Annotated in this window: 24 protein-coding genes; 8 read left to right on the top strand and 16 right to left on the bottom strand. The window is 60.0% G+C overall.

Annotated elements, in window-relative coordinates; genetic code table 11:
* Positions 1 to 60: 60 nt before the first annotated feature.
* Complete coding sequence (locus FHT84_RS22140; protein WP_112342291.1) at positions 61 to 963, bottom strand: hypothetical protein; 903 nt, start codon at positions 961 to 963, stop codon at positions 61 to 63.
* Between the two features lie 110 nt (positions 964 to 1,073).
* Positions 1,074 to 1,766: a GntR family transcriptional regulator gene (locus tag FHT84_RS22145; protein ID WP_183764078.1), complete on the bottom strand. Its 693-nt coding sequence runs from the start codon at positions 1,764 to 1,766 to the stop codon at positions 1,074 to 1,076.
* Positions 1,767 to 1,985: 219 nt separating this feature from the next.
* Here FHT84_RS22145 and araD point away from each other — a divergent pair, with 219 nt between their 5' ends.
* Both araD and FHT84_RS22155 read left to right on the top strand, forming a co-directional pair.
* Complete coding sequence (araD, locus tag FHT84_RS22150) at positions 1,986 to 3,722, top strand: L-arabinonate dehydratase (protein WP_112342293.1); 1,737 nt, start codon at positions 1,986 to 1,988, stop codon at positions 3,720 to 3,722.
* 18 nt (positions 3,723 to 3,740) lie between these two features.
* A complete protein-coding gene (locus FHT84_RS22155) occupies positions 3,741 to 4,466 on the top strand; it encodes a ribonuclease activity regulator RraA (protein WP_112342294.1) in 726 nt (241 codons plus the stop codon).
* Between the two features lie 51 nt (positions 4,467 to 4,517).
* On the opposite strand, the gene FHT84_RS22160 is transcribed toward FHT84_RS22155, so the two are convergent.
* Both FHT84_RS22160 and recX read right to left on the bottom strand, forming a co-directional pair.
* The gene (locus FHT84_RS22160) at positions 4,518 to 5,096 is read right to left on the bottom strand and encodes a DUF922 domain-containing protein (protein ID WP_246698598.1); all 579 of its coding nucleotides are present in this window, start codon (positions 5,094 to 5,096) and stop codon (positions 4,518 to 4,520) included.
* Between the two features lie 99 nt (positions 5,097 to 5,195).
* A complete protein-coding gene (recX, locus tag FHT84_RS22165) occupies positions 5,196 to 5,732 on the bottom strand; it encodes a recombination regulator RecX (RefSeq protein WP_112342296.1) in 537 nt (178 codons plus the stop codon).
* 260 nt (positions 5,733 to 5,992) lie between these two features.
* Here recX and FHT84_RS22170 point away from each other — a divergent pair, with 260 nt between their 5' ends.
* Positions 5,993 to 7,024, top strand: a complete 1,032-nt coding sequence (locus FHT84_RS22170) for an aldo/keto reductase (RefSeq protein WP_112342493.1) — start codon at positions 5,993 to 5,995, stop codon at positions 7,022 to 7,024.
* A 73-nt stretch (positions 7,025 to 7,097) separates the two neighbouring features.
* On the opposite strand, the gene FHT84_RS22175 is transcribed toward FHT84_RS22170, so the two are convergent.
* The gene (locus tag FHT84_RS22175; protein ID WP_112342297.1) at positions 7,098 to 8,132 is read right to left on the bottom strand and encodes an aldo/keto reductase; all 1,035 of its coding nucleotides are present in this window, start codon (positions 8,130 to 8,132) and stop codon (positions 7,098 to 7,100) included.
* A 94-nt stretch (positions 8,133 to 8,226) separates the two neighbouring features.
* On the opposite strand from FHT84_RS22175, the gene FHT84_RS22180 reads away from it, so the two are divergent.
* Positions 8,227 to 9,129 carry a LysR family transcriptional regulator gene (locus FHT84_RS22180; protein ID WP_112342298.1) on the top strand — a complete coding sequence of 301 codons (903 nt, stop codon included), beginning with the start codon at positions 8,227 to 8,229 and terminating at the stop codon, positions 9,127 to 9,129.
* A gap of 63 nt (positions 9,130 to 9,192) precedes the next feature.
* On the opposite strand, the gene FHT84_RS22185 is transcribed toward FHT84_RS22180, so the two are convergent.
* From FHT84_RS22185 to FHT84_RS22215, 7 genes are all read right to left on the bottom strand, one after another.
* Positions 9,193 to 9,852 (bottom strand): peroxiredoxin, encoded by a 660-nt coding sequence (locus FHT84_RS22185; protein ID WP_112342299.1) that lies wholly within the window; start codon positions 9,850 to 9,852, stop codon positions 9,193 to 9,195.
* A 114-nt stretch (positions 9,853 to 9,966) separates the two neighbouring features.
* Positions 9,967 to 10,551: an alpha/beta hydrolase gene (locus FHT84_RS22190; RefSeq protein ID WP_112342300.1), complete on the bottom strand. Its 585-nt coding sequence runs from the start codon at positions 10,549 to 10,551 to the stop codon at positions 9,967 to 9,969.
* A gap of 65 nt (positions 10,552 to 10,616) precedes the next feature.
* Positions 10,617 to 10,793, bottom strand: coding sequence for a hypothetical protein (locus FHT84_RS22195; RefSeq protein WP_162736953.1), 177 nt, complete (start codon positions 10,791 to 10,793; stop codon positions 10,617 to 10,619).
* Positions 10,794 to 10,844: 51 nt separating this feature from the next.
* Positions 10,845 to 11,405, bottom strand: coding sequence for an FMN reductase (gene msuE / locus FHT84_RS22200; RefSeq protein ID WP_112342301.1), 561 nt, complete (start codon positions 11,403 to 11,405; stop codon positions 10,845 to 10,847).
* A gap of 418 nt (positions 11,406 to 11,823) precedes the next feature.
* Positions 11,824 to 12,726, bottom strand: a complete 903-nt coding sequence (locus FHT84_RS22205) for an NADP-dependent oxidoreductase (RefSeq protein ID WP_112342302.1) — start codon at positions 12,724 to 12,726, stop codon at positions 11,824 to 11,826.
* Positions 12,727 to 12,887: 161 nt separating this feature from the next.
* A complete protein-coding gene (locus FHT84_RS22210; protein ID WP_112342303.1) occupies positions 12,888 to 13,310 on the bottom strand; it encodes a DoxX family protein in 423 nt (140 codons plus the stop codon).
* A 109-nt stretch (positions 13,311 to 13,419) separates the two neighbouring features.
* Positions 13,420 to 14,268 (bottom strand): class III extradiol ring-cleavage dioxygenase, encoded by an 849-nt coding sequence (locus FHT84_RS22215; protein ID WP_112342304.1) that lies wholly within the window; start codon positions 14,266 to 14,268, stop codon positions 13,420 to 13,422.
* Positions 14,269 to 14,417: 149 nt separating this feature from the next.
* Between FHT84_RS22215 and FHT84_RS22220 the strand changes: the two genes are divergently transcribed.
* Both FHT84_RS22220 and FHT84_RS22225 read left to right on the top strand, forming a co-directional pair.
* On the top strand, positions 14,418 to 15,341 hold the full coding sequence (locus FHT84_RS22220; RefSeq protein ID WP_113249709.1) for a LysR family transcriptional regulator: 924 nt from the start codon (positions 14,418 to 14,420) through the stop codon (positions 15,339 to 15,341).
* Positions 15,342 to 15,567: 226 nt separating this feature from the next.
* Positions 15,568 to 17,004, top strand: a complete 1,437-nt coding sequence (locus FHT84_RS22225) for a family 16 glycosylhydrolase (protein ID WP_183764072.1) — start codon at positions 15,568 to 15,570, stop codon at positions 17,002 to 17,004.
* Positions 17,005 to 17,094: 90 nt separating this feature from the next.
* Here the strand turns inward: FHT84_RS22225 and FHT84_RS22230 are convergent, their stop codons facing one another.
* The 4 genes from FHT84_RS22230 to htpG all read right to left on the bottom strand — a co-directional run bounded on the left by FHT84_RS22230 (position 17,095) and on the right by htpG (position 23,413).
* Positions 17,095 to 18,405: an HlyD family type I secretion periplasmic adaptor subunit gene (locus FHT84_RS22230; protein WP_183764069.1), complete on the bottom strand. Its 1,311-nt coding sequence runs from the start codon at positions 18,403 to 18,405 to the stop codon at positions 17,095 to 17,097.
* Complete coding sequence (locus tag FHT84_RS22235; RefSeq protein WP_210278915.1) at positions 18,402 to 20,096, bottom strand: type I secretion system permease/ATPase; 1,695 nt, start codon at positions 20,094 to 20,096, stop codon at positions 18,402 to 18,404. The genes FHT84_RS22230 and FHT84_RS22235 overlap by 4 nt, the downstream gene beginning before the upstream one ends.
* A 378-nt stretch (positions 20,097 to 20,474) precedes the next feature.
* Positions 20,475 to 21,248, bottom strand: a complete 774-nt coding sequence (locus FHT84_RS22240) for a siderophore-interacting protein (protein ID WP_183764063.1) — start codon at positions 21,246 to 21,248, stop codon at positions 20,475 to 20,477.
* Positions 21,249 to 21,523: 275 nt separating this feature from the next.
* Positions 21,524 to 23,413: a molecular chaperone HtpG gene (htpG, locus tag FHT84_RS22245; protein WP_183764060.1), complete on the bottom strand. Its 1,890-nt coding sequence runs from the start codon at positions 23,411 to 23,413 to the stop codon at positions 21,524 to 21,526.
* 326 nt (positions 23,414 to 23,739) lie between these two features.
* On the opposite strand from htpG, the gene FHT84_RS22250 reads away from it, so the two are divergent.
* Together FHT84_RS22250 and FHT84_RS22255 are read left to right on the top strand one after the other, a co-directional pair.
* On the top strand, positions 23,740 to 24,390 hold the full coding sequence (locus tag FHT84_RS22250) for a hypothetical protein (RefSeq protein ID WP_183764057.1): 651 nt from the start codon (positions 23,740 to 23,742) through the stop codon (positions 24,388 to 24,390).
* A 205-nt stretch (positions 24,391 to 24,595) separates the two neighbouring features.
* Entirely contained in the window at positions 24,596 to 25,480 is an 885-nt protein-coding gene (locus tag FHT84_RS22255) for an AraC family transcriptional regulator (RefSeq protein ID WP_183764054.1), read from the top strand.
* Positions 25,481 to 25,588 lie beyond the last annotated feature (108 nt).

Consider the following 25,588-nt stretch of genomic DNA (forward strand, 5'->3'; position numbering starts at 1 on the left):
CTTATTATACTCATTTTGAGTATATTATGAGCAAATAGATATTCTCAGTGTGAGCATATGTCAATTGCGGGAGAGGGGTAATTTCGTTCCGGCGAATTCACGCTCTTCAAGCACGGCGCGGCGGAAGCGGAAGAGCTTGGCGGGACGGCCGCCGGTTTCGCTTTCAGTGCCGCCGGTTTCCTCGACCAGCTCCTGCTGCTCGATAAGCCGGCGGAAATTCTGCTTGTGCAGCGTCAGGCCGGCGAGCGCCTCGACCGTCTTCTGCAATTGCAGCAGCGTAAAATTCTCGGGCATGAGCTCGAAGACGACGGGACGGTACTTGATCTTGGCCCGCAGCCGGGCCATGCCGGTCGCAAGGATGCGGCGATGATCGGCAAACATCGACCGGCCGAAATTATGCTTGAGATCGCAGCCCGCCTCGGCAACGAGCCCTGCTTCGTAGAGCAGTTCATAGCGCTGCAGAACGAGATCCTCGTTCCATGCCGCACCATTCAGCCCGAAATCGAAGTCGGCCCGCCGGCGGCGCTGGCCCCTGCGCATCGCGTCCTCCTCGATCCAGGATGTGAGCCGAGCGGCGATATCGTCCAGCATCGCCGGTCGCCCGCCCCGATGATCCTCCCAAGGGAGATATTCATACCAGCCATGCCAGCCCGGCGTTCCGCCCCCGGGGGCCGCCTGCTCGCGCACGAGCCCCAGATAGCTGATGGAAATCGTGCGCCCGCCGAGAATTTCGTTGTTTCGATCGCGATCAGCAAACGTGTAGAGCTGCTCCAGATAGCCGACAGGGTGGGCCGTCTGTTCCTGAATCCATTCGCGCAATCCGCTCTGCAGCGTGCGATGTCCGAGTTCAAACGGGCCGGATGGCAAGGCATCGCCCGACCGAACCGTCATCACCCTTGGATCGCCGCCCGTAACGGCCGTCAAAACTGCGATCAACTCGGCATGCGCAAGCCCGATGGTCAAGCGAACTCCATGATTTGTTTGCCTGTAAACCTTGTCGCATGAAGTAAGACACAAGCCAATGCGGGTTCTGGTACGCTCCACACCTCACATCGGTCCGAAAAGCCGACAGGCTAACGGCTCACATAATCCGGATATTGCTCGCAAATGAGATCGACGATCGACAAGGTGCCTGACAAATGCCGGCGCAGAGCAGCGACGGCGGCTTCCGCATCGGCCGAGCGGACAGTATCGACCACGGCTTGATGATCGACAATGATCTGCTCGAGCTTGCCTGGCATTGGCAGGTTGAGCATGCGCAGCCGGTCGAGATGCACGCTTTGGCGCCGGACCGTAGACCAGAGACCGAGAATGCCGGCCCGCTCATAGAGAACGCGATGGAAATCCTTGTCGAGCATGTCGAAGAGATCATAGGTTTCCTGTGACGCCATATGCTTCTGGCGCGCCAGGATGCCTTCGAGGATTGCTGCGGTTTCCGCAGGCGAATCCGCAGCCAGCCTGCGGACCGCCTCGAGTTCGATCGACAATCGCAGGAAATGCGCCTCGGTCGCGTTGCGAATATCGATCCTCGCAACGACAGTCGCATATTGCGGATAGACCTCCACCAGCCCCTCCTCCTCAAGCCGGATCAGGGCATCGCGCACGGGGGTCTGGCTGACATTGAATTCGCGTTGCAGCGAGATGCGCGACAAGACTGTCGTTGGCGGCAGGCTCATCGAAAGAATGCGTGATCGCAGGATCTCCAGAATCTGAGGCGCGACTTGGCGGGAGCGATCAAGGGCAAATTCCTTCGGATTGAGCTTCACCGGCGGCCTTTCTGGTCAAGAGCGTCTACTCATTAAGCACAATTCATGGCTTGATGCACTGATACATTAGTGCTTTAGTGAGCCGACGCCAACCTCATTTCTGGCAGTTGGCGCAATCAACAGGATTGAGCGTGCAGATGTCGCAGCCAGCAATCGGAATTGTGCGACGCTTACATCGCCCCACTCTTCGCCCCTCGTTAAAGACAAGGCGCAAATACGATGAACAGCAGGAAGAAGCCCCAGGACTTGCGCAGTGCCAGATGGTTTGCGCCTGATGATCTCAGAAGCTCGGGACACCGCTCACGCACGATGCAGATGGGCTATGCGCCCGAAGAATGGACCGATAAGCCCGTCATCGCCATCCTGAACACATGGTCCGACGCCAATCCCTGCCATGCGCATTTCAAGCATCGCGTCGAGGACGTCAAACGCGGCATCCTGCAAGCCGGCGGCTTCCCTCTGGAACTGCCTGCCCTTTCGCTGTCGGAAAGCTATGTGAAGCCGACGACCATGCTCTATCGCAACATGCTGGCGATGGAAGCAGAAGAACTCTTGCGCTCGCACCCTGTCGACGGCGCCGTGCTGATGGGCGGCTGCGACAAGACCACGCCCGGCCTCGTCATGGGCGCGCTTTCCATGGGGCTGCCGATGATCTACCTCCCGGCCGGCCCGATGCTGCGCGGCAATTATCGCGGCGAATATCTGGGGTCGGGATCCGATGCCTGGAAATTCTGGGATGAGCGCCGCGCCGGCACCATTTCGGAGAAGGAATGGGTCGATGTCGAGGCCGGCATCGCCCGCTCCTATGGTCACTGCATGACCATGGGCACGGCAAGCACGATGACGGCGATCGCCGAGGCGCTGGGCCTCAACCTGCCTGGTGCAAGCTCGATCCCCGCGCCGGATGCCAATCACATCCGCATGTCATCAGCTGTCGGCCGGCGTATCGTCGAGATGGTTTGGGAAGATCTGGTCCCCTCGAAGATCGTCACGCAGGCCGCCGTCAACAATGCGGTTGCGGTGGCGATGGCGACGGGCTGTTCCACCAATGCCGTCGTGCATCTGATCGCGATGGCCAGGCGCGCCGGCATCAATCTCTCGCTCGACGATCTCGACAAGGCAGGGCGCACGACGCCGGTGCTCGCCAATATCAGACCGACCGGCAAGACCTATCTGATGGAGGATTTCTACTATGCCGGCGGCCTGCGCGCGCTGATGGCGAAGCTCTCTTCCAAGCTCGATCTCTCGGCGCTGACCGTCTCCGGCGTCACCCTCGGCGAGACGCTGGAGGGGGCGAAATGCTACAATGACGACGTCATCCGCTCGCTCGACAATCCGGTCTATCATGAGGGGTCGCTTGCGGTGCTGAAGGGCAATCTTGCGCCGACCGGCGCCGTCATCAAACCGGCCGCCTGCGACCCACGCTTCCACAAGCATCAGGGACCGGCACTGGTCTTCGACAGCTATCCGGAGATGAAGGCGGCCGTCGACAACGAGAATCTCGACATCACACCCGACCACGTCATGGTACTGCGCGGCGCCGGCCCGCAAGGCGGCCCCGGCATGCCGGAATGGGGAATGCTGCCGATCCCGAAAGCACTGCTGAAGAAGGGCTACAGGGACATGCTCCGCCTCTCCGATGCCCGCATGAGCGGCACGAGCTATGGCGCCTGCATCCTGCACGTCTCGCCGGAATCTTATGTCGGCGGCCCGCTGGCGCTGCTGCGCAACGGCGATATCGTTCGTCTTGATCTCGAGGCGCGGCGCATCGACATGCTTGTCGACGAGGACGAGCTGAAGCGGCGGCGCGATGCCTGGGTCAAGCCGGCGGAAAAATTCGGCCGCGGCTATGGCTGGATGTTCTCGCGCCATGTGGCGCAGGCCGATACCGGCTGCGATTTCGACTTCCTGGAACGCAGCTTCGGCCCGACGCCGGGCGAACCCGACATCTATTGATCACGAGGGATTTATCGCATGAGCAATTTTGTGCTGAGCAATGAGACGCGCGACAAGCTGATGGGCGTCGCAACACCGACGATCGCCACCGCACTTTTCCGGCGTGGCCTGCGCAACCAATTCATTCAGGATGTGCGGCCGCTCTCACCGAAGAAGGCGAACATGGTCGGCCAGGCCTTCACGCTGCGCTATATTCCGGCGCGAGAGGACCTGAACACGCTCGAAGTCTTCCGCAACCCCGAGCATCCGCAACGGGCCGCCGTCGAACAATGCCCGCCCGGCTTCGTACTGGTCATGGATAGCCGCAAGGATGCACGCGCCGCCTCGGCCGGCTCCATTCTCATCTCGCGCCTACAGGTACGTGGCGTGGCCGGCGTCGTCACCGATGGCGGCTTGCGCGACAGCCCGGAAATCGCCGCCCTCGACATTCCCTCCTATCATCACCGCCCGTCCGCGCCGACGAACCTGACGCTGCATCAGGCCATCGAAATCAATGGCCCGATCGGCTGCGGCGATGTGGCGGTTTTCCCAGGCGACGTTCTCGTCGGCGACAATGAGGGCGTCATCGTCATTCCGGCGCACCTTGCCGATGAAATCGCCACTGAGACCGTGGAAATGACGGCCTATGAGGATTTCGTCACCGAGGAAGTCATGAACGGCGCGACCATCATCGGTCTTTATCCTGCGACCAGCGACGCCCCGAGACAGAAATTCGCCGAATGGCGAAAGAGGAAGGGCCGATAAAACCACATTAGGTCACGCAGCCGGCGGATTTGCCCGGCTGCGGTCCCTCAATTACTCTTCCTTGACCAGCTTCAAGACCAGCTGCTGGAGATTGCCGCCGTCGCTGAATTCGACCTTGTCGAAGTCGCTGTTTTTCTGCCGCTCTTTGCTGGAAATCTCCCCGAGCCGTTTTGTGAGCTCGACGCGGATCTTGCTGCATTTCGGGTCATCCGGCACGGAGAAGCCGACGCTCACGGCTTCGATCTCCTTGACCATGTCCTTGATGAAGCCGCCATGCACACGCTCATGCGCTTCGACCCCGGCGATGAATTTTTGCCAGCTTTTGCGGGTCGAAGCGGGCAATTGCGCCGAAGGTTTCGGCAATGTGTAAGTGATGATCAGCTTCGGTATGTTGACCGTGATCATGCAGGCGCCATCCGGCTGCGGTTCGTATTTCCGGGTCCAGGTCAGCTTGAAATCGGTATGGGCAATCGCCCTCACCTTGGGTCCGAGCAAGGGAGCGCGCTCGCCGATCGAATCGTAGAGTTCACGCCCCGATCTTCCGGCAATCGCGTAGGTCTTGACGGTCTCGATCGGCTGCCAATCCGCCTGTGCTGCAAAAGGATAAAAAGCGATGCCCATCGCCACCATACCCAACGCAATATCTGATTTCACCAAGATCCCCATGCATCGCCGCACGCAAGCGCGGCAAATTAGCTGGCGCGATCAACCATGACAATGCGGCCCGTGTCAAACGGCCGAGGTCGATTGCAACAGGTCTTCGGCATCTTCACGCTCCATATCGAAAACCCGTTTGCCAATCGCAAAGCTGAAACCGTTGCGGGCGAAGGCGGATAATTCCTTTGCCTTGCGCTTCTCGTCGAGGTCACCGCGCCGGAAGGGGCCGAAGCCACGCTTCCGGGCAAAGATGACGGCGGAATGGAGATCATCGACCTCCTCCACGGCCGCAACGACCGTTTCACCGGCAATTCCCTTGGATGCGAGCTTGAAGGCGATGGCTTTCCTCGACTTGCCTGATCGAACTGCCGAACGCGTGCTGATCTCGGCATAGGCGACGTCATCGAGCACCTTCAGCTCATAAGCGAATTTGACGGCAAAATCGGCAAGCGCCCTGACCTGTGTATCGTTGATATCCTCGAACTTCTGCCGCGCCTTTTTAGCGATCGCATCGAACAGCTGCTTTTCAGTCATCATCCGGCGTTCGAGGCGATAGATGGTGGAGTTGCGTGCCCAGGAGAGCATGCGGCTTGTCGGCGCTTCATCCATGAAGGGGGACATTCGAGAAGAGAGGAATCATCACGGAGAATTTTACGCGAGCAAGGCCAACCAGGCAATGAATGCACTTGGTAATCATGGGATGATTGGCTATGGTGTCTCTGCGGCCACGGCATTGAAACGCCGAGCGTCGAACCCCCATCGACGGTGGAGGCCGTCTCAAGCATCACATTGCTATGGATCACGGAGCCTGCGGCTTTCCCGACCGCTTTGCCGATCGGGCACCAGCGCTCCGTTCAGAGGAGGCAGAAATGGATTATCGCAAGCTCGGCCCAAGCGGGGCCGTTGTCACGGCCTATTGCCTTGGCACCATGACTTTCGGCGCGGAAGCAGACGAGGCCGCATCGCATAAACTTCTTGACGATTATTTCGCATGGGGCGGCAATTTCATCGACACCGCCGATGTCTACAGCGCCGGCAAGTCTGAGGAGATCATCGGCCGCTGGCTGAAAGCTCGCCCCGCCGAGGCCCGCCAGGCCATCATCGCAACCAAGGGCCGTTTCCCAATGGGCAACGGTCCGAACGATCTCGGTCTGTCGCGTCGTCATCTCGGCCAGGCGCTGGACGATTCCCTGCGCCGTCTCGGCATCGAACATATCGATCTTTATCAGATGCATGCCTGGGATGCCCTGACGCCGATCGAGGAGACGTTGCGGTTTCTCGACGATGCCGTGCGCGCCGGCAAGATCGGCTATTACGGCTTCTCCAATTACGTCGGCTGGCATATCGCCAAGGCCGTCGAGATCGCCAAGGCACAGGGCTACACGCGGCCGGTGACGCTGCAGCCGCAATATAATCTGCTCGTTCGCGACATCGAACTCGAGATCGTCGATGCCTGCCTTGATGCCGGCTTGGGCCTGCTTCCCTGGTCGCCACTTGGCGGCGGATGGCTAACAGGCAAATACAAGCGCGACGAAATGCCGACCGGCGCCACGCGGCTTGGCGAGAACCCCAACCGCGGCAGCGAATCCTTTGCTCCACGCAACGCACAGGAGCGCACCTGGGCGATCATCGCCGCCGTGGAGGAGATCGCCAAGGCGCGTGGCGTTACCATGGCGCAGGTGGCGCTTGCCTGGACAGCAGCCCGGCCCGCGGTCACCTCCGTTATCCTCGGCGCCCGCACGCGTGAGCAGCTTGCCGACAATCTGGGTGCGGCCGAACTGAAGCTCACGGAGGCGGAAATGGACAGGCTGAACGAGATCAGCGCTCCTCAGCCCGCCGCCTATCCTTATGGCGAGAGCGGCAGGAACCAGCGCCATCGCAAGATGGAGGGCGGCCGCTAAATGCTGTTGGCGGCGGGACAGCCAATTTGCTCCGCCGCCTTCGTTGCCATGGTCCACAGGAATACCTGCCGCGTCAGACCAGCGGCGGATTGAGTCTCGCAAAGCCTTCCTGACGCCGATACGGAAAATAGGGATAGGGAGCCGTCAGCTCGCTCACCTTGTCCAACTTCTCGATCTGCTCTTTCGAAAGCGTCCAGCCGACCGCGCCGAGATTCTGGCGCAACTGCTCCTCATTGCGCGCGCCGATGATGACGCTTGCAACCGTCGGCCGGGACAGCAGCCAGTTGATCGCGATCTGCGGCACGCTCTTTCCGGTCTCGACAGCAATCTCATCCAGCACATCGACAATATCGAACAGCTTCTCGTCATCGACGGGCGGGCCGAATGACGCCGTCTCATGCAAGCGGCTCTTTTCGGGCAATGGCTGGCCGCGGCGGATCTTGCCAGTGAGCCTGCCCCATGCCAGCGGACTCCAGACCAGGGCGCCGACGTTCTGATCATGACCCAGCGGCATCAATTCCCATTCGTAATCGCGGCCAGCGAGCGAATAATAGACCTGATGGGCGACATGGCGTGCGTAGCCGTACTTCTCGGAGATCGCGAGCGATTTCATCAGCTCCCAGCCGGCGAAGTTGGAAGCGCCGATGTAGCGGATCTTTCCCGCCTTCACCAAGCCATCGAGTGTGGAAAGCGTTTCCTCAATGGGCGTCGAGGCATCGAAAGCATGCAATTGTAAAAGGTCGATGTAATCGGTCCCGAGACGCCGCAAGGCGGCGTCGACCGATGTGATCAATCGCGAACGCGAACTCCCCCAGTCGGCCGGCCCGTCGCCCATCGGCAGTGCTGTCTTCGTCGAGATCAGCACGGCATCCCGCCTGCCCCGGATCGCTTGGCCGAGCACCTCCTCCGATGCGCCTGCCGAATAGACATCCGCCGTATCGAAGAGATTGACGCCCGCCTCCAGGCAGATGTCGACCAGACGGCGCGCTTCCGTCGCATCCGTCGAACCCCAGGCGCTGAAGAGGAGCCCGCTACCGGCAAACGTGCCGGCGCCGAAACTGAGCACGGGGACGCGCAGGCCGGAGGCGCCGAGATTTCTGTAGTCCATCGTCTATCTCCTGTTGGTTCTTCAGATAGATAGACTGCTAAAAAGGCATGATATAGATTGCCGATCAGAAATTGATTTGTGATTTTAATTCATCATGAGCCGCCAAGAAATCAATCGTTCCGGCGAAATGGAAGTCTTCGTGCGCGCCGTGGAGCTTGGTGGCTTCACTGCCGCCGCCATGGCCTGCCGCATGACGCCCTCGGCGGTCAGCAAACTCATCACGAGGCTGGAAAGGCGTCTCGGCGCCCGTCTCATCAACCGCTCGACACGGCGGCTGCAGCTAACCCCCGAGGGCTGCGCATTCTTCGAACGGAGCGTTGCCATCCTCGCCGATATCGCCGAGGCCGAACGCCACGCCTCGGCGGGAGAGCAGGCTGCCGGCCATATCCGCATCAACACCAGCGGCTCCTTCGGCAATCATGTGCTGGCCCCGCTTGTGCCCGCCTTCATGGCGCTGCACCCGAATATCTCATTGGAGATTTTTCACACAGACCGGATCGTCGACCTGATGGAAGAGCGGGCCGATGTCGCAATCCGCGCCGGACCGCTGAAGAGCTCCAGTCTGACGGCCCGCAAGCTTGGAGCAGCGCGTAAGGTCATCGTCGCCTCGCCAGCTTATCTGCAGCGGCACGGCACGCCCCGCTCCTTAAGAGAACTGGAGAAACATTGCCGCATCGGTTTTGCCTATTCCCGCGCAATCGAAGGCTGGCCGTTGCTGGTAGACGGCGAGATCGCGACGGTACCGCCCCCTCGCAGTCTGCAGGTGAGCGACGGAGAGGCCATGCGCCACCTTGCGCTCGGTGGTGCCGGTCTGGCACGGCTTGCCGCCTTCACCGTCGGATCGGATATCGCGGCTGGTCGCCTGCTGCCGGTCCTTGAAGAGCTAAACCCCGGCGATATCGAGGAGTTCCATGCCGTCTATATCGGCCAGGGCGGCCCGCTGCCGGCCCGCGTGCGCGCGCTGCTGGAGTTTCTGCGTGAAAACGTCAGCCTTTGAAAAGAGTGATGCGGCTTTTGGAGCCGCATCACCTTTTTTGCAAATTTCAACCGCTGATCCCCATCAGGCTGATGGCTGGCGGGTCTTGCGCAGATAGGGCAACACCGTGTCAAACGAGCCGAAACGGGCAATAGCGTCTTCGTTGGAGACGGCTGCCGTGATGATGACGTCTTCGCCCTGCTGCCAGTTTGCCGGTGTGGCAACCTGATGCTTCGATGTCAGCTGGATCGAGTCGATCGCACGCAGGATTTCTCCGAAATTGCGGCCCGTCGTCATCGGATAGGTGAGGATCAGCTTGATCTTCTTGTCGGGCCCGATGACGAAGACGGAGCGCACGGTGGCGTTGTCGGCCGGCGTGCGGCCTTCCGAACTCTCGCCCGCACCGGCCGGCAGCATGTCATAGAGCTTGGCGACGTTGAGGTCCTTGTCGCCGATCAGCGGATAGTCGACATCGAAACCGGTCGCCGTCTTGATGTCGTTCTTCCAGCGACCGTGACTTTCGACGGGATCGACAGAGATGCCAATGATCTTGACGCCGCGCTTGCGGAATTCGCCTTCCAAGCCGGCCATCGCGCCGAGCTCTGTCGTGCAGACCGGCGTGAAGTTCTTCGGATGCGAAAAGAGCACGGCCCAGCCATTACCGATCCAGTCATGGAACTTAATCTCGCCCTGTGTCGTCTCGGCCGTAAAATCCGGGGCGATATCGTTGATGCGCAAACTCATTGTCTTACCTCCAAAGTTCTGCCCCCGTTGCTCGCCTTGAATGCGCCGATGTGGGGTACGATCAGAACATCCGCAGCACAATGGCGTCGAACGTTCGATATGAAAAGCCTTCTTTTAAATGGAAACGGCGACAGCCCTCGAAAACCCCTGCGGCTGGCGATGTCTGCTGCGGCTCTTCAGTATTTCCAGGAAGCCATAACCGCTTGGCCAGCGCCCGAAGCCGCTGGCAATATTGATGTGCCCCGCAAGGCCGATATTGCGGACATCGGAATTCCAGAGCCGCCCGAACAAGGTCAGCCGGTCGAGCCTCATATAGATATCGTTCAGGCTTCCGATCGTGATGCTGGGAAAAGGCAAGGCTTCCGTCGGCATCGTGCCGAAGGAAAGATGCCCGGCATGCAGGGCTTCCGTCACCGGAATGTCGCAGGGTGCGACGAGCAGCGCTCCCTTGACCCTTCGCGCGGCCGGACGGCCGGCCAATCTTGCCGTCAATACGCAGCCCAGGCTGTGCGCCACGATATAGGCATCGCCGGCCTCTTCCAGCGCTTCCTCCAGCCTTTCCATCCAGCTGCCGAGATGGGGAAAATCCCAATCGTCCTGCTCGACTAGTTGGACATCCTGATGATCCTGCAGCCAGTGACGCTGCCAATGCCCCTCACCCGAGCCAAAGAGACCCGGCACGATCAGTACTCTGGTCATGGAAGCCTCGCGACGAATAACGATAGGAAACTCAATTCGCGACACGACATCAAAGGCACCTCCTTTCAATACCAGGGCGCCGGCGTGGAGCACCAGTAATAGATCTCGTAGTCACGGGCGGAGAGTTCTCGTTCCCGCTCCACAGATTCAACCCAGTCAACGGACCGCGTGCGAACATCCACCCTCTGCAGCGCGGGACCGGCAAAAATCGTCTTCAGGCGGCTGATGACATTCCATCTCATGTAAGCCTCCATTCCGGTGACAAATCCAAGACGTTCGGGCGTCACCGCCCATCATTCCGCAGCGGCAAGCCTCGTCACCGGATGCGGGAAAAAGGCCCCGAGCTCGCCGACAACCTCGTTGATGCGGTTGGCCAGCGGCTCTGACGACACCTTGTAGTCGGCGAAATCGCGATCCGATGCATAGACCGCCGTCGGCAAGGTATGGGCCATGAAGAAGCCGAAGAGCGGCCGCAGCTGATGTTCGACCATCAGCGCATGCCGGTCTCCACCGCCGGTCGCCGTGATGATGATCGGCTTGGCCCGCAGCTCATGCGGATCGATGAGGTCGATCAGATGCTTGAACAGTCCGGGATAGGATCCCTTGAAGGTCGGCGAACCGATGACGAGAGCATCGGCCGACACGATCTCATCGATGACGCTTCTCGCCTGATCGTCCAGATCTTTGCGCCATTTCGCCAGTCCGAGCGAGGCGCCGACATCGTGCAGATCGTAAACCCTGTTGGTGAAGCCATATTGCTCGCTTGCCAGGTCGGCAACGGTCTGCACCAGCGCGTAGGTCTTCGACGGCCTGTTGAAGCTGCCGGCAAAGCCGACGAGTTTGGGCGCACTCATTCTCATCCTTTCGCTCATCCCTTTCGGAAATCACATGCGTTTTCGATAATGCGAATATTGTCCACAAAAATGGTAGATTAAAAGGAACGGTGATCTCCTGGGCCACTGGAAACGGAAAATCTCTTCCCGCCTCATGCCCTCCGGCGTCACTGCTTAGGCTGCCGGCTGGTCAACCCGGCTCGCAGGGCCTCAGCACCTACTCATCGAGCAGCGGCGGGCGCCATCTTTGCCAAGCGAAGTGCATATGATGAAACACGTGCCACGGATCGCGACACGTGCTCCCAGTACTGACGCTGTCATCAATTGATCGGCTTTTTGGCAAAGGCTATCGAACCAGCAAGCGGGACTGAAAACGTCGTTTCAGCGCCTGCTGGCGGCTGCAATGGCGAAGATTGCGCTACCACCGATGCTGTAATGCTCAATGCTTGAGCACGACTTTACCCTGTGCTCCCCTGGCGACCGCATCTTGGGCCAAGCCCAATTCCTCCAGGGCAAAAACCTGCGAAATCGGTATCAGCAGCAATCCTCGCGCTGCAGCGTCGAGAACCGCGTCAAGCGTTGCGGCATCGGTTCGATGATAGAGCTCGCGGATGGCCACGCGGTTGCCTTGGTTGGCGTCCTCGGGTACTGGAACAATGCTTGCGACCTGGCCGCCATCGACCACATTTTCGATGAGATTTTTAGCCACCGGCGCAGCGGCGCTGATGGCATATTGAAAGCTGGGGCTCTTTGCCGGCACGGTAATGTCCACGCCTTCCCCGACCAGCTCGCGCGCCTCGCCCATCCGCTCGGGCCGAACGCCCGCGACCGGCTGGGCACCTATTTGCTTGAGATATTGGATGGCGGCACGGCCGACGGAGCCGAGCGCACCCGAGATCAATACCCGGTCACCTGTCTTGACACCCAAGGCATCCACAGTCTGTCTCCCGGTCAGGCCAGCCTTTACCAATGCCGCTCCCTGCTCGAAACTCAACGCAGCGGGCAGCTTGGCAACGGAGGTGGCTGGAACGAGCCCGAATTCGGCATGCGCTCCTTTGCCATTCGCGGGGAAATCGACTACGACGCGATCGCCAACCGCCAACCCTTCGACACCTTCGCCAATGTCTGCAATCGTGCCGGCGGCGTCCCCGCCTAGAACCGCCGGGAGCGGAAGCGGAATGTATTGCGACATGAAACCCTGGCGCAAAATGAGATCGAACGGATTGACGGCCGATGCCTCGATCTTGATCAAAACCTCGCCGGCACCCGGCTTTGGCGCAGGAATATCGCCGATTTCGAATTGATCGATGTCGCCATAGGATTTCAGAAGCACAGCCTTCATTGCTTGTCTCCATGGGTTCGCTATGGCCTCTACGGATTCCGGCTCCTGTGCAGAGCGTCGAGGAGGCCAATGAATGGGCTACCGGATCGGCAAGAAACGCCGACCGCTATTCAGATCGCTTGGATGACACGCTCCCATCGAATGACGGGAGCGCATTGGCTTCATGCTCGTTCCGTGAGCGATACCTGTTTCGAAGAGCCGCGCAGGGCGTTGTCCAATGCCCAGCTGCCGGCGCCGGCAAAGGCGATATAGAGGAAGATGAAGCAAAACATGATGGCGGCCTCACCCATGTTGAGCGCCGGCCAGAAGCCCTGAGGTGCATGCGCCATCCAATAAGCGGCCGCCATTTCGCCCGATGCGACAAAGGCAGCGATGCGCGTATAGAGACCGATGGTCATCAGCAGGCCGGTGACGATTTCAATGGCGCCGGCGGCGAGCATGATGGCCGGCAACGGATAGCTTACGCCGGGAATTGCCGCTGGGAACTGGAAGAACTTCATGGTCGCATGTTCAAGGAACAGCAGCGCGGTGACGATCCGCAAAATCCCGAGAACATGGGGCGTCCATTTGGTGGTATTCAACATAGTGCTTCTCCTGATTGGCCGTTGAGTGCATCAACCGGCGATGGATTTGAGTTTGAGATTTTCCGTCCGGAGGCCCCGTCAGCGGCGTGAGTACGCTTCGACAGCTCGCTCATTTGGCTGATCCGTCGGCTGCCACCAATGCCGGTACATCGCCGAAGCGGAAGCTGGATGCCGTAAGCCCGCCTGCAAAATCGGTCTGGTGATAGGTGACGGCGCCCGGTTCATCCCTTGCCGCGCCGACAGCCACCATCAACGGAATGAGATGATCCTCGCGTGGATGTGCCGCGCGGGCAGATGGTGCCTGTTCCCATTCGAGCAGCAGCTTTGCGCGCTCATAGGCGGACGAATGGACCAGGATCTGCTGGAGCCAGGCGTCAAACTGCCGGGATGGTTCGTAGCCCTCCTTCCCGCGCATTGCGGGAAGATTATGATAACTGAGGCCGCTTCCGATGATCAGAACGCCCTCGTCGCGCAGCGGGGCCAGCGCGCGCCCGACTTCAAGGTGCAGGGCGGGATCGTAGCCGGCATCGAGCGAAAGCTGAACGACCGGAACATCTTCTTCGGGATAGAGCGGCTTGAGAATGCTGAAGGTGCCATGGTCGAAGCCTCGGGTCGGATTGAGCCCTGCCTCGATGCCGCGTTCCTGCAGCAATGCCTGCACGCTCCTGGCAAGTTCCGGCGAGCCGGGCGCGCCGTATTTGATGCTGTAAAGATATTCCGGAAAGCCGTGATAGTCGTAGACCATCCCCGGATGGGCACCTGATGATATGGCGAAACCATGCTCTTCCCAGTGACCGGAAACGACCAGTACTGCCTGGACCGTATTGCCGAGCTCAAGACGCATGTCGATCAAGGATTGCTCGAGCTTGTCGAAATTACTGCGGAAATCACCGGTCATATATGGCCAGGGACCGCCGCCATGGCTGATGAAATAGGTTGGGAGGCGAAACTTATTCACGGTGTTGCATCCTTTCGAGGCGACTGCCACCAGCCTCAAAACCAGAGAGGTGATGAGTTACGCAGCGTCGCGCAATGCAAATTGATCTTTCATTATCATTGATCAATGCGACTTACATTGAAGGAACATTTCCTCTATGTTGATGATCTATGGATACGTTGATGAGCCTGCGGGTCTTTTGCACGGTGGCTGAGCTGAAGAGCTTTACCGCCGCAGCCGATCGCCTTGGTCTCTCGCCTGCAATGGCGAGCAAACATGTCATGCATCTGGAAAATCGGCTGGGCACTCGCTTGCTGAACCGAACCAGCCGCCATGTCAGCATGACGGAGAGCGGTATGCTCTACTTCAACCAGAGCCGACAAATGCTTGACGGCCTTGACGAAGTGGAAGCGGCCGTCAGCAACGTCACCGTCATGCCGCGCGGAACCTTGAGATTGAGCGCTCCGGTGTGGATAGCAAATGCGCTTGTCGCACGCGCGCTCGCCGAATATCACCAGCGCTATCCGGACGTGCGCTTCGACATGGATCTCAGCGGCCGGATCGTCAATCTGGTCGACGAAGGCTTCGATCTTGCCCTGCGTGCGACAACACCGGGGCGGCTCGATCCCGGCCTCGTCGCACGTCCCTTGTTGCAGGTCCCTTTTCACCTCGTGGGATCGCCCGCTTATCTCGCGCGCACCGGGCGTCCGGCCGAGGTGAGCAATCTCAATGGTCATTCACTGCTGGCCTATAGCGGCATGAATGCGAGTGGCAATTTCGCACTCGATGGGAGGAAAGGCCCTGAAACAGTGAGCTTCCGCACGGTCATGCAAAGCGAAAACGAAATCATGCTGCATCTGGCAGCATTGGAAGGCATGGGCCTGGTCTTTTTGCCGGTATGGATGACACAGGCCGACGTCGCCGATGGCCACTTGGAAATGGTTCTGCCTGAGGATGTGACATTCAAAGCCACCCTGCATGCGGTCTATCCCACCAGAAAATACCTTTCCGCCAAAGTTCGCACCTTCATCGATTTCCTCGCCTCCCGAAAAAGCCTTTGCCCGATGTCGGCCGAGACTCAATTGGCGACATAGGCCTGCCTGATCTGCAAGTCACGCCAGGGCGGCACAGCAAGAAAGCGGAACGGACGCGGGCGTTTCCGCTTATCCGCCCATAGCGCTCCCATCCTTGGCGATAGCGGCGAAAAAACTTGCCGCCGGGGCTGGGCGGAAAAACAATGCACGCTATCTGATGCATATGAGTGGGGAGAAATATTAGATCGGTGGAGGAGCTGGTCCGGCACCAAGGAAGAGGTTTCTCATGCCCAATTCAGTTTTGAATGCTCTTGGACAACCGCTTTACTATAGCGGTACGTCGACAGGTTTCTTTTCCGCCACCGGCTCGGGACCGACCCTCTACGGTACCGCTGGCAATGATTCCATATGGGGCGACAACACCGTCAACGTAACGCTAATGGGCGGCACAGGCGACGACATCTATTATATCTACTCGAGCAACAATCGGGTCTATGAAGCCCCCAATGCCGGCATCGATACCATCAACACCTGGATGGATTACACGCTGCCCGCCAATGTCGAAAATCTTACCGTCACGGGTGACAACCGTCACGCCTATGGCAACGACGCCGACAACATCATCACCGGCGGTAGCGGCAGCCAGACCATCGACGGACGCGGCGGCAACGATGTGCTCATTGGCGGCGGCGGGGCTGATACCTTCCTCATCACCAAGGGTAACGGCAGCGATCTCATCGCCGACTTCAGCGATGACGACAAGGTTCGGCTCAATCAATACGGCCTGACGTCCTTCGATCAGGTTGTCAGCCATTCCACGCAGGAAGGCGCCAATGTCCGGCTCGATCTCGGCAATGGCGAAAGTCTGGTCTTCGCCAACAAGACCATCTCCGATCTGCATGAAGATCAGTTTCAGCTCGGGCTCGACAGAGCATCGCTGACGCAGACTTTTTCGGACGATTTCAATACGCTGTCGCTGCACGAGGGAACGCAGGGCACCTGGGATGCGAAATATTCCTGGGCGCCGGACAAGGGCAGCAGCCTGAATGACGAGCTGCAATGGTACATCAATCCGTCCTACGCGCCGACTGCATCCGTAAACCCATTTTCCGTCTCGGACGGCGTTCTGACCATCACGGCGAAACAGACGCCGGATGCGTTGAAATCGACCGTCGAGAACCATGATTACACCTCCGGCCTTCTGACCACCCACTCCACCTTCTCCCAGACCTATGGCTATTTCGAAATGCGGGCGGAGATGCCGCATAATCAGGGCGTCTGGCCAGCCTTCTGGCTGCTGCCGGAGGATGGCTCATGGCCGCCGGAGCTCGATGTCGTGGAAATGCGTGGGCAGAACCCCACCACTGTCAATGTGACTGTTCATTCGAATGCCACCGGCGAGCACACGAAAACGTCCATTCCAGTGGAAGTCCCAAGCACGAACGGCTTCCACAATTACGGCGTGCTCTGGGACAAGGATCAGATCGTCTGGTATTTCGACGACGTCGCCGTCGCCCATGCCGATACGCCGGCTGATATGCACGGCCCGATGTATATGCTCGTCGATCTCGCCGTCGGCGGCGTGGCGGGCACGCCGACTGATGGACTCCCGAACGGGTCCGAGATGAAGATCGACTATATCAAGGCCTATTCCCTGGACGATCATGCCGCCCAGCTCACCACCTCGGCCCAATCAGCCCATACGACGGACTGGCATATCTGAGCGGTCTCGGAACTCGACGCACTCCAGAGCGGCCGTCCGACGCAAATCGGGCGGCCGCTGGGAAGAGACTGTAACCCGGTCGAAACCACCCTAATCCTCCCTGAACGCCCGCCGGATCTGGTCGGTCATCGGCTTTGTCAGATAGGCAAGAACACTTCTCTCGCCCGTCTGCAGAAAGGCCTCCACAGGCATGCCGGGCAGCGGTGTAAGCTGCCCCAGCCGATCCCATTCCGGCTTTGCCACCTTGACCCGTACGACATAATAGCTTTGTCCCGAACGCTGATCCGTCGTCAGGTCCGCCGAGATCGTATCGACATGCCCGTTCAGCTCCGGGGTGATCCGCTGATTGAAGGCGGGAAAGCGCAGGGATACCGCCTGGCCCACGGTAATCTGGTCGATATCCTGCGGCGCAAGTTTCAACTCCGCTACCAGCGCATCCTTATCCGGGACTATCTGCAGGATCGCTTCTGCCGGCGAAATGACTGCCCCTTCGGCATGGATGCTCAGCTGATCGACGATCCCTGACTGCGGCGCCTTGATGTCGATCCGCTTCAGATCGTCCTCGGCGGCGATAAGGCGCTCGGCAAACTGACCGCTATCGCTTTCCGCCTGGCGCAATTGCTCGGATACTTCCGAACTGCGGTCAGCATCGATCTGCAGGATCTGCAGCTCGGTTTCCGCAATCTTGCCTTTGGTCTGGGCGATCGACGAGACGAGGTTTCCGAGATCGCCGTTCAGCGAAGCGCTTTCCCGCTGCAGCGAATAGACCTTCGTCGCCGAAATGATGCCCTGATCGAGCAAGCCTTGGAGACTGCCGAGCTCCTTGGCGATGAGCGCGATCTCCTGGCGTTTGCCCTCTTCCTGGGCGACGAGACCGTCAATCTCCTGCCTGAGCTGCTGAATGCGCTCGTGAAGCTGCGATTTCTGCCCGTCGCGCGATATCTGACGATCGCGAAAGAGCCGGCGCTCGCCTGCCAGAATAGCCGCGACATCTGCGTCAGTAGCGTCCGAGAGAAGTTCGGTGGGAAAGGCGATATCCTGCCTGCCGTCGCGCTCCGCCGCCAGACGCGCCGTGCGGGCGGAAAGCTCGTTCAGCCGCTTGCGGATGATGGCAAGGTTGGCCTTGGTCTGCGTGTCGTCCAGGCGCACGAGCACCTGGCCGGCCGCGACATGATCGCCGTTCTTCACCAGGATCGCGCGGGCGATCCCGCCTTTCAGGTGCTTCACCGGCTTCACATAGCTGTCCACGACAAGCGTGCCCGAGGCAATCACCGCTCCGGAAATCCTGGTCGCCGCCGCAAGGCCGCCCATCACACCAAACAGCAGCGCTACGGCCGCCACCACAAGCAGGGACAGGCGGCGGATCGTCCGTTCGGTCGATGGCGAAGCCTTGTCGGTCATCCGTGCGTCTCCCCGCCGGCAACGGCAAAATGCGTCGTTCCGACCTGCTTGGGCGATGGCCCGAGTATGTCTTTCTTCGGACCGAACGCCTGAACCTGACCGCCGGCAACGATCATGACGGTATCGGCAGCGGCCAGGGCGCTTGGCCTGTGGGCAATGACGATCGCGATGGCGCCGCGCTTCCGCACGCCTGCGAGGGCCTCGGTCAGCGCGGCCTCTCCCTCCGCATCCAGATTGGAGTTCGGCTCATCGAGAACCACCAGGAATGGATCGTTGTAAAGCGCTCTCGCCAGGGCTATGCGCTGCCTCTGCCCGGCTGAAAGGCGCGATCCGCTCTCGCCGATCCTCGTATCGAAGCCATCCGGAAGCTTGACGATCATGTCGTAAACCCCCGCAGCCTTCGCCGCAGCGATGATCGGCTTCGTATCCACTTCCTCGGCAAACCGGGAAATGTTTTCGGCGATCGAGCCGTCGAACAGGTCCACATCCTGCGGCAGATAGCCGATATGCCGACCGAGTTCGTCGCTATTCCATTGCGACAGCGCGGCACGATCGAGCCGCACGGCGCCAAGGGGAACCGGCCATAGGCCGGCGATCGCCCGCGCAAGGGAGGACTTGCCCGACGCGCTCGGACCGATGACGCCGAGCACCGTGCCCGACGATATCCTGAACGAGATATTGCGCAGGATGAGATCGCGGCTGCCTGGAGAAGTAACGCTGATATTCTCGACGCTAAGCTCGCGCGACGGCGGCGGCAAAGCGAAGGCCTGCTGCTCGGGCGGCACGACGTCGAGGAGCGCGGCAAGCCGCACCCAGCCCTGACGCGCGGCGACAAGGCCTTTCCACTGGCCGATCGCGAGCTCGACGGGCGCCAGCGCCCGTGTCACCAGGATCGAACTGGCAATGATGATGCCACCCGTCGCCTCCTGCCGAATGACGAGGATCGCCCCGACGGCGAGAACGCCGGACTGAAGCATCATGCGCGCCATCTTGGCAGCGATTGTGAGTGCCCCGACGATCGTGCTCGCCGCCAGCTGATGTCGGAGATAGTCGCCGTTCATGGCCGCCCACTTCTCGCTCAGACGGCCAACAAACCCCATGGCAATGGCCGCCTCCCAATTGCGTCGCGCCGCCTGGGCGAAACCGAGACGCATGGCCGAAGACTTGGCCGCCGCCTCAGCCGGTCGACGCGACAGCAGTTCGGCAAGCACTGTAATGCCGACGAGCAAAAGGGCACCACACAGAGCCGTGAAGCCGATCCAGAAATGGAACAGAAAGCAAAGGATCAGATAGAACGGCACCCACGGCAGATCGAAAAGCGCCGTCGAGCCGTTACCAGAAAGGAAGGAACGAATCTGCTCGAGATCGCGGACCGATTGCAAGCCGTCGTCCGACGTCTGTTTCCTGGTTGGCAGGAACAGGAGCGAGCGGAAGACCTTTTTGTTCAATCGTTCATCAAGCGACATGCCGATACGAACAAGCAGCATGGAACGCAGGAACTCGATAATGCCTTGGAACAGGAAGAGGACCGCAACGATGATGACGAGGCCGGACAATGTCGGCAGGCTGCGGCTCGGAATGACCCGGTCATAGACCTGCAGCATGAAGAAAGAGCCGGTCAAGGCCAATATATTGATGGCGGCACTCGCCAGCGCGATACCGGCGAAGGCCTTGCGAAGCGCCGACAGCATCAACGCGATAAATGTCCGCGGAGGGTCTTTCGGGACGGCAAGCACCTTGGCTTTATCCTCAATATTAGCCGTCGTGCACGGCAGGGATCGACATGACGTCCAAAGTACCGCCTCCCGCTCGGCGCCATGAACCCGCAAAGCGATCGGGAGCGGTCTCCGCCACCACGCCCTCTTCACGCCTAACCTTCGACGATCCCATCCAATTCAGGAAATCGAAATCTACGGAACGCAATTTCGATGAACCCAAGCTTATCATGGAACGCCTTATCCCTTTCCGGGACGATTGGGCCATGAAATGGGGCAGCAGCCGATTCCGGCAAGATGCCTGATCCATCAACATTGAGACGCGGGCGGCGTCTTGCCGCCTGCGTCCCGCATTCAATCGAATTTCTCCGTCGTGTCTGCCTTGCCTTTGACCCAATAGCCCGATGCCTTGATCCAGCTCAGCGGATAACCGCGTTCCTCGACGAGGTAGGAGCGCAGGGCGCGCGTGACGGAAGCCTCGGCGGCGATCCAGACGAAAGTGCCGGAAACCACATCGATCGACTGCAATATCTTCAAGAGAGGGGATGGATCGGTCGCCTCCGAAAGGGGCCGATGCGCCCAGTGCATATCAAGCTGCGCGTCGGTTTGAAATGCTTGATGTTCGTGAGCATCCGCAACCGCGGCGATCGCCGTTATGCGCGCAGCCGCAGGCGCCTCCTCAATCCGGCGGCCGATGGCCGGCAGCGCCGTCTCGTCGCCGATGAGCAGCCAGTTCTCGATATCTGCGGACACTACGGCCGAGCCGCGGGGACCGCCGATCTCCAGCCTGTCGCCGACGCGGGCGTCGAGCGCCCATTGCGTGGCGGGGCCTGCCTCATGGACGGCAAAATCGAGGACGAGCGTGCGCGCGTCGGTGTCGTAATGGCGGGGCGTATAATCACGCCGCTCCATCTCCTCGCCCGCGCCGGCTACGAAAACCTTGATGTGGTCGTCGGGCGCCAGGCTGACGAAATCGGCAAGGTCTTCGCCGGTCAGCCGAATGCGCAGCATGCCGGGCGTGATCCTCTCGATTGCCGTTACCGTCAAAGAGCGCCGCTTCAGCTCATGCCGCACGCGCTCGATCTTCGGGGCGGAGATGGCCGGGTTGGAATTATGAGGGGTATCCATCGGTGTCCTTTCGAGGCGCTTCGATCTCGATCCGCAGGACACAGTCGCGCAGACCGAAGCCGCAGAGCCGTTCGATCATACGCGTTGAGTGACGTTAACGCTTACGTGGCAGAGCAAGGCCCTGCCAATCTGACATTTTTATAGAAGAAGAGCCCTCGCCCCGCAACGAAAAGATGATAAATTTAGGCAAGTTTTTTGCGCCTCAGCATAACGTGATCGCAGCCCTCCGCGAATGGATCGGCACAGCCGTTTCGAGCCGTGCCGATCCCGTTGGATTACTGCAGCGCCTTCTCCATCAGCCGTGCCAGACGTTCGGCAAAAGCGCGCGGATCGGCAGGCTTGTCGCCATCCAGCACGCGGGCCTGATCGAGCAAAAGGAAGGCGGCATCATCGCGCAGGGCCGGTGAATCGGCCTTGGCGGCAATGGCCTTGACGACAGGATGATCCATGTTGATTTCCAGGATCGGTTTGGCGCCGGACTGTAGACGGCCGGCGCCCTGCAAGATCTTCTCCAACTGGCGATCATAACCCTGCTCGGAGGCAACGAGGCAGACGGCGCTTTCAATCAGACGGTCGGATGCGCGCACATCGGAGACCTCATCGGCCAGCTTCTGCTTGGCATAGTCCAGGAATGCCTGGACTTCGGCGGGCGCGCTTTCGCTTTCAGGCTTGTCTTCGTCCTGCTTCTTGAACTGGGCAAGATCAGCAGAGCCCTGCGTAATCGATTTGAAGCTCTTGCCTTCAAATTCCGGGGCGTTGGTCACCCAGAAGCTATCGACGGAATCGGTCAGCAACAGGACTTCGATGCCGCGGGCACGGAAACCTTCAAGCTGGGGCGAAGCCTTCAGCTGCTCCAGGCTGCCACCGACGAGATAGTAGATCGACTGCTGGCCTTCCTTGGCATCCTTGATGTAGTCGGCAAGCGAGCGATAGCCGTCGCCCGACGTCGTGGTGCGGAAGCGCGAAAGTGCCAGAAGCTGAGAACGACGTTCGAAGTCCTCATAGATGCCTTCCTTGATGAGACTGCCAAAATTCTCCCAGATCTTCAGGAAGGCGTCATGATCGCTCTCCGCCTGTTTCTCGATCGCCGTGATGATGCGATTAGTCACACCCTTGCGGATCGCCGTCAGGATCGGGCTTTCCTGGATCATCTCGCGCGAGACGTTGAGCGGCAGGTCCGACGTGTCGACCAGCCCGCGCACGAAGCGGAGATAGCGCGGCAGCAATTCGGCTTCATCGGTGATGAAGACGCGCTTCACATAGAGCTTCATGCGGCCCTTGCGATCGGGATCGAAGAGGTCAAAGGGCTGCGAGCCAGGCACGAAAGCGAGCGCTGAATATTCATGGCGCCCCTCAGCGCGGAAATGCACCGTCAGCGCCGGCTCGTCATACTGGCCGGAAACGCCGCGATAGAAATCGGTATATTCCTCGGCCGTGATATCGTTCTTCGATTTCGTCCAGAGCGCGGTGCCGTCGGTGAGCTGCGTCGCTTCCTCGCCGGGCTTTTCGGCGATCTTGATCGGCACCGGCACATGGCCGGACTGTTCCTTGACGATGCGCTCGACGCTCCAGCGCGAAGCGTAGCTCTTGGCATCTTCCATCAGATGCAGCGTGATGCGGGTGCCGCGCGCCGGCGCTTCGCTGACATCGACGGGCGCAACGCTGTAGCCGCCCTTGCCATCGGAAGACCAAAGCCAGGCATCTTCCGCACCGGCGCGCCGCGAGACGACATCGACGCGGTCGGCCACCATGAAGCAGGAATAGAAGCCGACGCCGAACTGGCCGATAAGCTGCGCGCCCTCGCCCTGCTTATTGGCCTCGATGCGCTCCATGAAGGCGCGCGTGCCGGAACGGGCGATCGTGCCCAGCGCCTCGATCATCTCGTCGCGGCTCATGCCGATGCCGTTATCTTCGACGACGAGTTTGCTGCCATCGGCGTCGAGCGTCAGCAGGATGCCGCTGTCGGGATCGTTCGCAAGCAGGCCGGGCTGCGCGATCGCCTCATAGCGCAGCTTCTCGCAGGCATCGGCCGCATTCGAGATCAGCTCGCGCAGGAAGACATCCTTGTCCGAATAAACCGAGTGAACCATCATATGCAGAAGGCGGGCAACGTCGGCCTCGAAGACGTGGCTCTCGGCGGTCATTTCTGCGGCGGTGGTTGTCATATGCGTCTAGTCTCCTGGGAATGTTGAACGTCGCGCCGAACAGGTGGCGGAAGACGAGGGAAATTTCAAGCTTGCGTTGTCATGCCAGACTCAAAATGGGCGAATGGCCTTTCTTTCACGGTTAGAAATCATCGGTCCGGCAATGTCTGTATTTGGATCTATCATGCAGGATTGACATCTGTACGGCGCAGCTGCGGCGCGGTGCCGCAGGGATTGCCATAAATTTGGCGGAGGCCGGGCCAAGATCGAAATCGTCGCATCGACAGGTTTCGAAGCCATTCGTTCGAAAACCCGTCGGAGATGTTCTTCAAGCAAAGGAGACCATTGTGCAAACCCTCCGCAATACACTTCTCATCGGCGCTGGTCTTATCGCCGCCGCAGGATTGGCGGGTCAGGCATTCGCTCAGCAGAAGACCGAGCAATCCGCCCAGATGCATCAAATGACGGTCCGCTTGCCGGACGGCTCACTGGAGGTGATCCGCTATAGCGGCGATCAGCCTCCAGTTATATCGTTTCGAGGCAATCCCGATGCGGCTTCCTCCCTCATTGCCGCCTTCGATCCATTCGACGACGCCTCGCCCTTCGCCGACATGGAGCGCATCTCGGCCGCCATGGATCGGGAGATGGCGGCCATGTTGCACAACGCGCCGCTCTTGGCGCAATGGCCCGATGGCGCGGATAACCTCACGAAGATAGAGCTCTCCCGCCTTCCTCCAGGTGCTCAGGGATATACGATGATTTCTACGACATCGGGCAAGGGCACCTGCACGCGAACCATGCAATATTTCAGCACGGGGAGCGGCAAGCCGCAGGTCAAGACAAGCAGTTCGGGAAGCTGCGGCACGCTGCGGGGCTCGGGGGCCACGCCCGCGCACGCCATTGCGCCACAGCCGTCATCCAAGCGCCAGCCCTCCGGTATAATCGAGGCCTCTTATCAGCCGAATTCGAAGACGATGAGAACGGCAGGGCTGTTCTAGGATAAGGTTCCGGCGCAGGCAGCTTCAATATTGGCAGATTCGACATCGCAAACGGGATGCCCGAAGAGGGCATCCCGTTTGCTTTCGCGTGCATGCCGCTCTCCGTGCGGCAACCACACGGAGATTGCCATCCAAAAGGTGTTGCTGTAATAACTTGAGTATAATTTGAAGGATTAAAGCGGGAAAGCGACGCCGGAAGCTGCGAATGACGTTTCAACCACGAATGCAAAACAAGATCGGAGGCTTTTCCGTGATCGGCGGCATGCATCGCCGCCGATGGAACGGCATGGTTGCCGACATCTGGAACGTCAATTGCGCGGCACAGGCCGGCGGGTACTATGTCGCGAGGGACCCGCGGCTTTTCATCCTGCTGGAGCAGCGCGGCCCAGGCACGACCAATGTCCGCCCGTCGCCACGCGCACAAGGCCGGCTGCAGAATTACGATAGCGGACGCATCTCCTACATTCCCGCTGGCATGGAGCTCTGGGTCGACATGGCAGGCGTCGAGTTCGTGCGCCACCTCGATATTCATTTCGATGCTGGCATTGTCAGCCAGCGCCTGATGGAACATATCGACCCGGCGCGGCTCGACCGTCCGCAGCTGCATTTCAACGACCCGCGGGTGATGGCGCTTGCCGAGCTGATCGCGGCCGAGTGCGAAAACCCCGAGCCGCTGCACGATCTCTATGGCGACGGCCTGACACTTTCGCTGTTGATCAATGTTCTGCAACTGCGCGGCACCCGGCCCCGCAAGCGCAGCGGTCTCGCCACCTGGCAGCTGCGCCGTGCGGTGGACTATATCGAAGAGAACTGCACGCGCGCCATCCGGCTGGAAGAACTGGCCGAATTGACCGGCCTCTCGCAATCGCATTTCAGCCATGCCTTCAAGGCGTCCACAGGTGTGCCGCCGCATCAGTGGCAAACGCAGGCCAGGCTCGAAAAGGCCAAGCATCTGCTCCTGAACAGCGAGATGCCGCTAACGACCGTCGCCGTCGAAACCGGCTTTGCCGATCAGGCGCATTTCACCCGCGTCTTCCGAAAGAATGTCGGTACCGCGCCGGCGAGTTGGAAACGCAGCAAGCTGGCCTGAAAACCACAGTCTGCGAGCAATTGTATCTCTCGCGGAGAATTGCCCAAAAACATTCAATTTTCCCCGTTACAGACAAGCCGCGCCGGTAAATATGAGTTAACTCCTCAC

This window comes from Rhizobium sp. BK289 (assembly GCF_014193575.1).
Lineage (GTDB): Bacteria > Pseudomonadota > Alphaproteobacteria > Rhizobiales > Rhizobiaceae > Rhizobium > Rhizobium tropici_C.